An 11,961-nucleotide genomic window follows, 5' to 3' on the forward strand; every position below is an offset into this window, starting at 1 on the left:
CGGTGCCGCCGGGCCCCGGCCACCGGTCGACGGGCGACCGTCACCGGGCGGCGTCACCGCGGCTCATCCCTCCTCCGGCCGGGCGTGCCGGCCCACGTACCCGGAGTCGCCGTTCGCGCCGGCGTCCACGGCGGACGACTCGGCGCGGGCGGTCAACGCGGCGATCAACTCGTCGCCCATCAGCGAGATCGGCGGCGCGCCCATGGTCACCACCACATCACCGGCCCGCGCCCGGCGGACCACCTCGCCCGGCACGTCCGACCAGGACGGCGTGAACGCCTTCGCCCCGGCCGGCAGGTCGACCGCGGCGGTCAGGGCCGCACCGCCCTCGCCCGGCTCGCGCACCTCGCCCGGGCCGAACACCTCCAGGATCACCGCCTCGTCCGCGATGGCCAGCGAGGTGGCCATCTCGGCCAGCAGGTCGCGGGTGCGGTACACCCGGTAGGGCTGGAAGACGACGAGCAGACGCCCGTCGCCGGCCACCTCGCGCAGGGTCTCCAGCGCGGCGGTCATCGACGTCGGGTGGTAGGCGTACTCGTCGTACACCCGGATCCCGTCCACCACGCCCTTGAGCTCGAACCGGCGCCGCACCCCGGGGAACGAGGCGAGCGCCTCGGTCACCTTCTCCAGCGGCACCCCGAGCCGCAGGGCGGTGACCACGGCCGCCGCGCTGTTGAGGCCCAGGTGCCGGCCGGGCACCGGAAGGGTGATCTCACCGAGCGAGGCGCCGTCCAGCATCGCCAGGTAGCGCACCCCCCGCCCGGTCGACCGGATCTCGGTCAACCGCAGGTCCGCGTCCTGCGCCTCGCCGTACGTGTAGACCGTGCGCCCCTCGGCGCGCAGCGACTCGGCCAGCGCCCGGGTGGCCGGCGCGTCGGCCCAGGTCACCACGAACCCGTCCGGCGGGGTGAGCCGGGCGAACTCACCGAACGTGGCGGCCAGCCCGGCCAGGTCCCCGAAGTTGTTGAGGTGGTCGGCGTCGATGTTCGTGATGAGCGCGACGTCCGGCTGGTAGACCAGGAACGAGCGGTCGTGCTCGTCCGCCTCGGCCACGAAGTGCTCGCCGCTGCCGTGGTGGGCGTTGGAGCCCACCTCGGAGATCTCGCCACCGATCACGAACGACGGGTCCCGCCCGGCGTGCTGGAGGATCACGGTGATCATCGAGGTGGTGGTGGTCTTGCCGTGCGTGCCGGCGACCGCGATCGTGCGCCGCCCGGCCATCGCCGCCGCGAGCGCCTGCGAGCGGTGCAGCACCCGCAGCCCGCGGGCCCGCGCCTCGACCAGTTCCAGGTGGTCCTGCGGGATCGCCGAGGAGTAGACGACCGTGTCCACGTCGTCCAGGTTGGACACTTCGTGGGTCATGTGCACCACGCCGCCCAGCGCGCGCAGGCCGGCCAGGTGCGGCCAGTCCCGCAGCTCGCTGCCGGAGACCGGGATGCCCCGGGTCAGCAGAAGCCGGGCCAGGCCGCTCATGCCGACGCCACCGACACCGACCAGGTGCACCCGGCCCAACTGCTCGGCGGTCAGGTCCCCGATCGGGGTCAGGTCGACCGCGCTCACAGCACTGGCCTTTCGTTCGCGACTGCGGTGCTTCCTCCGCGGCCGCCGACCCTGCGGCCCAGCGCGCTCCGGGCACTCCTCGCGCTCACAGCACTGGCCTTTCGTTCGCGACTGCGGTGCTTCCTCCGCGGCCGCCGACCCTGCGGCCCAGCGCGCTCCGGGCACTCCTCGCGCTCACAGCACTGGCCTTTCGTTCGCGACTGCGGTGCTTCCTCCGCGGCCGCCGACCCTGCGGCCCAGCGCGCTCCGGGCACTCCTCGCGCTCACGCCCCCACCGCCTCGTACACGAAGTCGAGCAGCATCGCGTCGCCGTCGCGCCGGCCGTAGGCGGCCGCCGCGGCGCTCATCGCGCCGAGCCGGGCGGAATCCCGGACCAGCGGGATGACGTTGCGCTCCACCCAGGCCGGGCTGATCTCGGCGTCGTCCACCAGCAGCCCGCCGCCGGCGTCCACCACCGGCTGCGCGTTGCGCTTCTGCTCCTGGTTGCTGTGCGGGTACGGCACGTACACCGCGGGCAGCCCGACCGCCGCCACCTCGGCGCAGGTCATCGCGCCGCTGCGGCACAGGATCAGGTCCGCCGCCGCGTAGCCGAGCTCCATCTGCTCCAGGTACGGCAGGGTCACGTACCGCACCGGCAGGTCCTCCGGTACCGAGATCGGCTCGTTGCGGGCGCCCATCACGTGCAGCACCTGCACGCCGTTGGCCGCCAGTTCCTTGGCGGCACCGGAGACCGCCAGATTGATCGTGCGGGCGCCCTGCGAGCCGCCGAACACCAGCAGGGTCGGCAGCGCCGGGTCCAGGCCGAAGTGGATCCGGGCGGCGTTGCGGCTGGCGACCCGGTCCAGGCCGGTGATGCTGCGCCGCAGCGGCACCCCGACCACCCGGGCGTCGCGCAGCGACTCGGCCTGCTGCGGCTGGTGCGGGAAGCCGACCGCCACGTTCCTGGTGAACTTCATGCCCATCCGGTTGGCCACCCCGGGCGGCACGTTCACCTCGTGGATCACGATGGGCAGCTCCCGCCGCCACGCCGCCAGGTACGCCGGCACGGCCACGTACCCGCCGAAGCCCACCACGGCGTCGGCCGCCACGTCGTCGAGCACCTTGCCGGCGGCCTTGGCGGCCCGGTACATCCGGTCCGGGGTGCGCAGCAGGTTCATGTTGATCGACCGGGGCAGCTGGTACGCGGGCACGTGCCGCAGCTGGTAGCCGTGCGGCGGGATCAGCTCGTTCTCCAGCCCGCGCGGGGTGCCGACGCAGGTGATGCGCACCGACGGATCGTGTCGTCTCAGGCAGTCGGCGAAGGCCAGCAAGGGGTAGATGTGTCCGCCGGTACCGCCGCCGGCCAGCACCACCGACCGCAGAGCCATCACCGTCTCCTTTTCTCGTCCCGTACCGTCCCGCCACCGCGGGCCGGGCGGGCGGGGGTACGCGCGGCTGCTCCCGCGGAGCCTCCCGCGGTGGATTTCGCGCGCGACCGCTCCGGCGGCAGCGGTGGCAACGGGGCCCAGAGTAGCCGTACCCATTTCGCGGGCGGACGCGCGTGCAGTGCCCGCGCGGCATCCGGTTCGGCCCGGGCGAAGGAGGCGAGCATGCCCACCGCGGCGAGCGTGACCACGAGCGCGCTGCCGCCGTCGGAGATGAACGGCAGCGGCAGGCCGGTGATCGGCAGCAGGCCGACCACCCCGCCGATGTTGATGACCGCCTGCCCGACCAGCCAGGTGGTCGCCGAGGCGGCGGCCAGCCGGCGGAACGGGTCGCCGACCCGGCGGGCGATCCGGAACCCGGTGTAGGTGAGCACCGCCAGCAGCGCCAGCACCACCGCGCAGCCGACCACCCCCAACTCCTCGGCGATGACCGCGAAGATGAAGTCGTTGTGCGCCTCGGGCAGGTAGTCCCACTTGAGGCTGCCCCGGCCCAGGCCGGCGCCGAACCAGCCGCCATCCGCGATCGCGTACTTGGCCTGCGTCGCCTGGTAGCAGTCGAACTGCTTGCAGTCCGGGCCCGGGTTGAGGAACGCGGTGAGCCGGGCCAGCCGGTAGTTGGCGGGCGGATCGCCACCGGACGCGTCGCTCTCCTGGGTGGCGGCGACCAGCAGGGCGACGCCGCCGGCCGCGACCAGGCCCAGCACGCCGAAGACCCGCAGCCGCACGCCGGCCGCCCAGAGCAGGCCGACCAGCAGCGAGAGCAGGATCAGCATGGTGCCCAGGTCGTCGTATCCGACCAGCAGGAACACCATCGCCACCACCGGGAACAGCGGGCTCAGCAGCTCCCGCCACCAGCCCAGCTCCGCGCCCTTGCGGGCCAGCACGTCGGCGCCCCACAGCACCAGCCCGAACTTGGCCAGCTCGGAGGGCTGGAGCTGGAACGGCCCGATGAACAGCCACGACCCGCTCGCCTCGAACGGCCCGAGCCGAGCCACCTTCAGGTCCCGCAGCGTCTGGTACATGATCAGGCCGTTGACCAGCAGCAGCAGGACCACGGCGGCGCCGAGCACCAGCGGGGCGACCTGCCGGAACGTGCGCCCCGGCAACCGCTGGCAGATCCAGAACGCGACCAGGCCGATCACCGCGAACAGCGCCTGCCTGGTGAGCGCCGCGTACGGGTTGCCCTCGGACTTGAAGTCCCGCACGCTGGTCGCCGAGAAGACCATCGTCAGGCCGATCACCAGCAGCAGACCGGAGCTGGAGACCAGCAGGTAGTACGAGGACATCGGGCGGGCCAGCAGGCCGCGCAGCGCGGCGACGGCGCCGCCGGGGCCACCACCGCGGCCACCGCCCGGGCCGGCGGTGCGCGACCGCGGGGCGGCGGGGGGCCGCTCGGCCGTGGCGGTGGCCGACTGCGGGGCCGGGGTGCGGATCGGCCTCGGCTCTACCACGTCGCCTCCCGCGGTCACTGTGCCAGCCTTTCGTCCACGACTGCGGTGCTTCCTCCGCGGCCGCCGGTCCTCCGGCCCGGCGCGCTCCGGGCGCTCCTCGCGCTCACTGGTCCGCGCCGGGCTCCCCCGGCGCCCGGCGGGCGCGCACGGCCTCGGCGAACAGCTCGCCCCGCCGGGCGTAGCTGGCGAACATGTCCTTGGACGCGGCCGCCGGCGCGAGCAGCACCGTGTCGCCCGGCGCGGCAAGCTCCGCGGCGGCCCGCACGACCTCACCCATCGCACCATCATGGGTGCTCGCCACGCTCACCACGGGCAGGTGCGGGGCGTGTCGCGCGAGTGCCTCGGCCAACCGGTGCCGGTCGACGCCGAGCAGGACCGCGCCGGCCAGCCGGTCGGCGACCCGGGCCACCAGGTCGTCCACCGGCACGTCCTTGAGCTGGCCCCCGGCGATCCACACCACCCGGGGGTACGCGGTGAGCGAGGCGAGCGCGGCGTGCGGGTTCGTGGCCTTGCTGTCGTCCACGTACCCGACCCCGTCCACTGTGGCCACGTACGCGTTGCGGTGCGGCTCCGGCCGGTACGCCAGCAGCCCCTCGCGCACCGCCTCCGGGGGAACGCCGTGGAACCGGGCCAGCGCGGCGGCGGCCAGCGCGTTGGCGACGTTGTGCTCCCCGGCCGGGCGGATCGCGGCCGCCTCGATCAGCGGGACGTCGCCGTGCACCAGCGCGCCGGCCCGCACGCCGAACTCGTCCGGGCCGCCGGGCTCGCCCAGCGTGAAGCCGGCCGTACCACCCGGCACGGCCGCCAGCAGGGCGGCGACCTGCGCGTCGTCCCGGTTACCCAGGGCCAGCCCGCCGGTGTCCGGGGCTCCCCCGGCGCCCGCCGCGCGCCAGATCGTGGTCTTCGCGCCCGCGTAGGCGTCGAACGTGCCGTGCCACTCCAGGTGGTCGTCGGCCAGGTTCAGGATGACGCCGGCCGGCGGCGCGAGCGTGGACGACCAGTGCAGCTGGAAGCTGGACAGCTCCACCGCAAGCACGTCGTACCCGGTCTGCGCGTCGACCAGCGGCGCGCCGATGTTGCCGAGCGCGGCGGTGCGCAGCCCGGCGGCGGTGAGCATCGCGGCGAGCATGGTCACCGTCGTGGTCTTGCCGTTCGTGCCGGTGACCGCCAGCCAGGCGGGGGCGTCCGGCCCGCGCAGCCGCCAGGCCAGCTCCGGCTCGCTGTACACCGCCAGCCCGGCGCCGAGCGCGGCGGCGACCAGCGGGTGCCCCGGCGGGAAGCCGGGCGAGACGACCAGTTCGTCCGCGCCGTCCAGCAGGTCCGGCGGGAGCGGGTCGGCGATCGCCACCCGGGCGCCGTGCGCCGCCAGCTCCTCGGTGCGCGGGGTGGCCGCCCGGTCCGCGACGGTCACCCGCGCGCCCAGCCGCAGCAGGGCGTGTGCGGCGGCGGCGCCGGCCACGGCGGCGCCGGCGACCAGGATCCGGCGGCCCGCGTACCCGCCGGCCGCCGGCTCGCCCGCCGCTGGTCCGCTCACCCGTCAGCCGGCCTTCGCCAGGAAGTCGCTGTAGAAGATGCCGAGGCCGATCGCCACGCCGATCCCCGCGATGATCCAGAACCGGACGACGATGTTCACCTCGCTCCACCCGGCCAGCTCGAAGTGGTGCTGTAGCGGCGACATGCGGAACACCCGCTTGCCGGTGGTGCGGAACGAGATGATCTGGATGACCACCGACATCGTGATGATGACGAACAGCAGCCCGATGATCGGCAGCAGCAGCACGGTCCGGGTGGCCAGCGCGAAGCCCGCGATCAGCGCGCCCAGTCCGAGCGCGCCGGTGTCGCCCATGAAGATCCGGGCGGGGGACGTGTTCCACCACAGGAAGCCCACACAGGCACCGGCCGCGGCGCCGGCGATCAGCGCCACCTCGAGCGGGTCGCGCACCTGGTAGCAGTACGGGTTGGTGTACGCGTAGTCGGCGCACCAGTGCCGGTACTGCCAGAACGCGATCAGTCCGTACCCGCTGATCACCATGATCGAGGCGCCGGTGGCCAGGCCGTCCAGCCCGTCGGTGAGGTTCACCCCGTTGCTGGCGCCCATCACGATCACGACGAAGATGATCACGGAGCCGACCTTGCCCACGTCCAGCAGGCTGATGTCGCGGACGAACGACAGGTTCGTACTCGCGACCGTCTGGCCGTTGGTGCTCGGGAAGTACAGCGCGATGACGCCGAACGTGGCGCCCACCAGCAACTGGCCGATCAGCTTGCCGCGCTTGTTCAGGCCGCCCGAGTGCCGCCGCCGGACCTTCAGGAAGTCGTCCAGAAAGCCGACCGCGCCGGCGAAGACGAACAGCCCCAGCAGCACCAGGCCGGTGATGGTCGGGCTGGCCTGCGCGATCTGCTGCTCGGGCAGGGTGTTCAGGGCCAGGTGGCCGGCCACGTAGGCGATCACGGTGGCGACGATGAACACCACCCCACCCATCGTGGGTGTGCCCTTCTTGCCCATGTGCATCTGCGGGCCGTCGGCCCGGATCGGCTGGCCGGCCTTGAGCCGGGTGAACACCTTGATCGCCAGGGGGGTGCCGAACAGCGAGACCAGGAAGGCCACCGCCACGGCGACGATGACGGCCCTCATCCGGCGGCACCGTCCCGCCCGGCGGAGCCGGCCGGCTCCCCCTCCCGCGCGCGCAGGAAATCCGCGACGTCCCAGGTTCGGTACCGGGAGCCCTTCACCAGGACCACGTCGCCGGGGCGCAGGTCCGCGCGCAGCCGCGCGATCGCCGCGTCCTGATCCGTCACCAGCACCGACTCTCCCTCCCACGAACCGTCGGCGGTGGCCCCGGCGTGGATGCCGGCGGCCGGCTCGCCGACCACGACCAGCCGGTCCACCCGCAGCTCGGCCGCCAGCCGGCCGACCTGCTCGTGGCCGGCGCGCTCCTGCGGCCCCAGCTCGGCCTGGTAGCCGAGCACAGCGATGGTACGGCGCTCCCGACCGATCGCCGACAGGGCGCGCAGCGCGGCGGCCGTCGACGCCGGGTTGGCGTTGTACGAGTCGTCGATCACCGTGACGCCGTCCGTGCGGTCGAACACGTCCATCCGGCGGGTGGAGACCAGGCGCAGCTCGCCCAGGGCGGCCGGCAGGTCGGCGGGCGGGAAGCCGAGCCGCAGCGCCACGGCGGCGGCCAGCAGGCTGTTGCCGACCTGGTGCCCGCCGGAGACGGACAGCGCCACCGGCCGCCGCCGGCCGCCGGCCACCAGCGTGTACCGGGCGCGCCCGCGCTCGTCCAGGGTCACGTCCTCGGCGCGCACCCCGGCGTCCGGGGCGGTGCCGGCGAGCACCACCGCCGCGCCGGTGCGTCCGGCCATCGCCCGAACCCGCTCGTCGTCGGCGTTCAGGACCGCCGCGCCGTCCGCCGGCAGCGCCTCGACCAGTTCGCCCTTGGCCGCCGCGATCCCGTCCACGCTGCCGAACTCGCCGATGTGCGCCACCCCGACGTTCACCTCGACGCCGATCCGGGGCGGGGCGATCTCGCAGAGGTACCGGATGTGCGCCGGCCCCCGGGCGCCCATCTCCAGCACCAGGAACCGGGTCTCCCGGTCGGCCTGGAGGACGGTGTGCGGCAACCCCAGTTCGTTGTTGAACGAGCCGGCCGGCGCCACCGTGGGGCCGAGCCGGGCGGCCAACTGGGCGATCAGGTCCTTGGTGGTGGTCTTGCCGGACGAGCCGGTGATGCCGACGACGGTGAGCCCGGGCAGCCGGTCCAGCACCGCGCGGGCGAGCCGGCCCATCGCGGCCAGCGCGTCGCCGACCAGCACGGTGGGGACGCCCTCGACGGCGCGGGTGCCCATGACCGCGACCGCGCCCGCGGCCACCGCCGGGGCGGCGAAGTCGTGCCCGTCCACCTTCTCGCCCGGGAACGCCACGAACAGGCCGCCCGGGGCGACCTTGCGGGAGTCGTACTCCACCGGCCCGGTCACCCGGGTGCCCGGCTCCGCGGCCGCCAGGCTGCCGCCGGTCGCCGCCGCGATCTCGGCCAGGGTCATCTCGATCATGCCGGCCGCTCCCGCCCGACGGCCCGGTCGGCCGCCTCCCCGGCGCCCGCGGCAGCAGCCGCGAGGGCCGCCGCCAGTTCGATCCGGTCGTCGAACGGGTGCACCACCCCGCCCACCTCCTGCCCGCGCTCGTGCCCCTTACCCAGCAGCGCCACCACGTCGCCCGGCGCCGCCGCCCGCACCGCCGCCGCGATCGCCGCCCGGCGCCCGTCGACCTCCGTCACCTCGGCGCCGCCGGCCGACCGCGCGCCCGCGGCGACGGCCGCCCGGATCGCCGCCGGCTCCTCGCTGCGCGGGTTGTCGTCGGTGACCACGACCAGGTCGGCACCGTTGGCGGCGGCCGCCCCCATCAGCGGGCGCTTGGCGGCGTCCCGGTCCCCGCCGGCGCCGAGCACGCAGATCAGCCGCGCGTCCCGGGAGTCGGCGAGCGCGCGCAGCGCGACCAGCGCGGCCTCCACCGCGTTCGGGGTGTGCGCGAAGTCGACCACCCCGAGCACCGGCCCCGCAGCGGTCACCCGCTCCAGCCGACCGGGCACGCCGGGGCACTCCGCCACGCCACGCACCGCCACCTCCGGGTCGATACCCCCGGCGACCAGGACCGCAATCGCCAGCATGGCGTTCGCCACGTTATGCCGACCCGGCAGCAGAACCGCGCCGGGCAGCCGCACAGTCGCCGGGCCCAGCACCGTGAACCGCTGCGCGTACCCGTCGTCGCGCACGTCCTCGGCGCGCCAGGTGGCCGACCGGTCCCCGCCCGCCGAGTACGTGACGGTGGCCGGCTTGCGCAGCGGCACCAGCGCCGGGTCGTCCGCGTTCAGCACCTCGGCGGCGCACCGGCCGTCGAACAGCCGCGCCTTGGCCGCGAAGTACGCCTGGGCGTCGCCGTGGAAATCCAGGTGGTCCGAGCCGAAGTTGGTGTACCCGCCGACGGTGAAGCGCACCCCGCCGACCCGCCCCATCACCAGCGCGTGGCTGGAGACCTCCATCGCCACGTCGGTGACGCCCCACTCCAGCGCGACGGCGAACAGGGCGTGCAGATCGGTCGCCTCGGGCGTGGTCCGGACACTGTCGATGGTCTGCTCGCCGATCCGGGTCTCCACCGTGCCGATCAGCCCGGTGACCCGCCCGGCCGCCCGCAGCCCGGACTCGATCAGGTACGCGGTCGAGGTCTTCCCCGCGGTACCGGTGATGCCGGTGACCCGCAGCCGGGCGGTCGGCTCGCCGTAGACCGCCGACGCGACGGTGCCCAGCACCGCGCGGGGGTCCGGGGCCACCAGGGCGGGCAGGCCGGCGGCGACCGCCGCGGGGGCGCCGTCGGCGTCGGTCAGGATGGCGACCGCCCCCGCCGCGGCGGCGGCCGGGACGAACTCGGCGCCGTGCCGCCGCGCGCCGGGCAGGGCCGCGTACAGGTCGCCCGGGCGCACCGAGTCGCTGGCGTGCGTGACGCCGCCGACCCGGACGGCCGGCTCTCCCGCACCGCCGATCGCGGCGTTGAGCTGGGCGGCGAGGTCGGACACGGCGCGCGGGGCGACCGTGCGGGGACGCGGATAGCCGGGCACGGCGCTAGACCCTACCCGGCGCGCCGGAGTTTGTTCAGCAGGGCCACGACCACCGACCACCTCACCGGTTTCCACCTCACCAGCCGGCTCGCCTCACCACTTGGACAGCTCGAACTTGGGCGGCCGGGTGCCGGTGGGCGGCACCTTGTAGTGGGCCAGCGTGGCGGCCATGACCTCGCGGAACGCCGGACCGCAGATCGCGCCACCGCCGCCCGGTGTGTACGCCATCACCGCGACCACGTAGCGCGGGTTCTCCGCCGGGGCCATGCCGATGAACGAGGCCACGTCGCCGCCCACGTACTTGCCGTTGACCACCCGCTTGCCCGTACCCGTTTTGGCCGCGACCCGATACCCGCGGATCGCGCCGGTGATGCCGGTGGCGTTCGGGACGGTGGTGACCGCCTCCATCGCCAGGCGCAGTTCCCGCGCGGCGGTCGGGCTGATCACCTGCCGGGTGGTCGGCTGGGTGACCTTGTTGGTGGAGCCGTCCTGGTTCAGCAGCGCCTGCACCAGGTGCGGTTGCACGTACTTCCCGTCGTTGGCGATGGTCGCGAAGACGGCCGCCATCTGGATCAGCGTGGTGGACACGCCGTGCCCGATCGGGATCGAACCGTACGAGGAGCCGCTCCAGTTCTTGGGCGGCTGCACCAGGCCCGCCGCCTCGCCGGGCACGCCCTCGCCGGTCGGCGCGCCGAGGCCGAACTCGCGCTGGTACTCGTACAGCTTGTCGGCGCCGAGCCGGTCCGCGATCTGGATGGTGCCGAGGTTCGACGAGAACGCCAGCAGTTCGGGCAGTTTGATCTTCGTGCCCGGCGGGTGGTAGTGGGTGTCCCGGTAGACGGCGTCGCCCTTGGTGACCGGGGCGGTCATGGTGAACTCGGTGTCCGGCGTGATCACACCGGCGTCCAGGGCGGCGCCGATCGTCAGCGCCTTGTGCACCGAGCCCGGGTCGACGACCACGCTGCTGGCGACGTCCACCCGTTCCCGGCTGGGGTCGTACTTCTGCCAGTCGGCCGCGTTGTACGTCGGGTAGCTGGCCTGGGCCACCACCTCGCCGGTGCGCACGTCGAGCACCACGGCGGCGCCGAACTCGGCGCGCACCTGCTTCAACTGCTGGGTCAGCGTCTGCTGGGTGAGGAACTGCAGGTCCCGGTCGACCGTCAGGCGCATCGAGCGGCCCGGCTGGGCGGGCGTCTCCTTGCGGTAGCCGCCGGGGATCTCGGCGTTCAGGTCGCCCCTGCCCACCTCGTAGACGAGCTTGCCGTCGACGCCGCGCAGCACGTCGTCGTACCGGGCCTCCATGCCCTCCAACCCGAGCATGCCGGTGCCGGTGAACCCGATCAGGTTCGCCGCCAGGTCGTGCCCGGGGACGTCCCGGCGCTCGTCGCGGCCCGCGTAGATGCCCGGCAGGTTCAGCGCCAGGATCCGGTTCGCCCGGTCGACGTCCACGCCGCGCCTGAGGTACTCGAACTGGGCGGCGCCGCCGCCGGGCCGCTTGTGCGGCTTGATCTTCGGCAGCAGGTCGGACTTGGCCATCCCGAGCAGCGGCGAGAGCACCTCGGCCACGTGCTCCGGGTCCTTGACCTGGGTCGGGTCCACGTAGATGAACCGGGCGTCCACGCTGTGCGCCAGCACGTTGCCGTCCCGGTCCAGGATCGCGCCGCGCGGCGCCGGCAGTTGGACGGGCCGTAGCCGGGTCTCCAACCCCTCCTTGGCGTACGCCGGCGCGTCGGTGACCTGGAGCGCGATCAGGCGCAGGCCGATGACGGCGAACATGGTGAGGGCCAGCACGGTGGCGACCCGCAGGCGGCGGCGGGGGTTGCCCAACCTGGGTGGGCCGGCGGGGCGGCGCGGCGCCGGCCGGGGCGGCTTGCGGGGGGCGGCGCGCTCCCGCGACGCGGGCACGGACCGCCG

General features: G+C 74.5%; 8 protein-coding genes. All 8 read right to left on the reverse strand.

Translation table 11 applies throughout. The features are described 5' to 3' along the window. Window positions 1-63: 63 nt before the first annotated feature. Window positions 64-1,560, reverse strand: a complete 1,497-nt coding sequence (murC, locus tag KJS59_RS17615; protein WP_213453996.1) for a UDP-N-acetylmuramate--L-alanine ligase — start codon at window positions 1,558-1,560, stop codon at window positions 64-66. Between the two features lie 263 nt (window positions 1,561-1,823). Next, window positions 1,824-2,927, reverse strand: a complete 1,104-nt coding sequence (gene murG, locus KJS59_RS17620; RefSeq protein WP_376771198.1) for an undecaprenyldiphospho-muramoylpentapeptide beta-N-acetylglucosaminyltransferase — start codon at window positions 2,925-2,927, stop codon at window positions 1,824-1,826. Further along, entirely contained in the window at window positions 2,927-4,270 is a 1,344-nt protein-coding gene (locus tag KJS59_RS17625; protein ID WP_213454013.1) for an FtsW/RodA/SpoVE family cell cycle protein, read from the reverse strand. The genes murG and KJS59_RS17625 overlap by 1 nt, the downstream gene beginning before the upstream one ends. A 268-nt stretch (window positions 4,271-4,538) precedes the next feature. Next, complete coding sequence (murD, locus tag KJS59_RS17630) at window positions 4,539-5,969, reverse strand: UDP-N-acetylmuramoyl-L-alanine--D-glutamate ligase (protein WP_213453998.1); 1,431 nt, start codon at window positions 5,967-5,969, stop codon at window positions 4,539-4,541. A 3-nt stretch (window positions 5,970-5,972) separates the two neighbouring features. Continuing rightward, window positions 5,973-7,070 carry a phospho-N-acetylmuramoyl-pentapeptide-transferase gene (gene mraY, locus KJS59_RS17635; protein WP_213453999.1) on the reverse strand — a complete coding sequence of 366 codons (1,098 nt, stop codon included), beginning with the start codon at window positions 7,068-7,070 and terminating at the stop codon, window positions 5,973-5,975. Further along, a complete protein-coding gene (locus KJS59_RS17640) occupies window positions 7,067-8,488 on the reverse strand; it encodes a UDP-N-acetylmuramoyl-tripeptide--D-alanyl-D-alanine ligase (protein ID WP_213454000.1) in 1,422 nt (473 codons plus the stop codon). Before KJS59_RS17640 ends, mraY begins: the two co-directional genes overlap by 4 nt. Beyond that, entirely contained in the window at window positions 8,485-10,047 is a 1,563-nt protein-coding gene (locus KJS59_RS17645) for a UDP-N-acetylmuramoyl-L-alanyl-D-glutamate--2,6-diaminopimelate ligase (RefSeq protein ID WP_213454001.1), read from the reverse strand. The genes KJS59_RS17640 and KJS59_RS17645 overlap by 4 nt, the downstream gene beginning before the upstream one ends. A gap of 93 nt (window positions 10,048-10,140) precedes the next feature. Further along, window positions 10,141-11,961 (reverse strand): peptidoglycan D,D-transpeptidase FtsI family protein (locus tag KJS59_RS17650; protein ID WP_213454002.1); only part of this gene is annotated, 1,821 nt, incomplete at its 5' end.

The sequence above is a fragment of the Rhizomonospora bruguierae genome (genome assembly GCF_018397995.1).
GTDB classification, from domain to species: Bacteria; Actinomycetota; Actinomycetes; order Mycobacteriales; family Micromonosporaceae; genus Rhizomonospora; species Rhizomonospora bruguierae.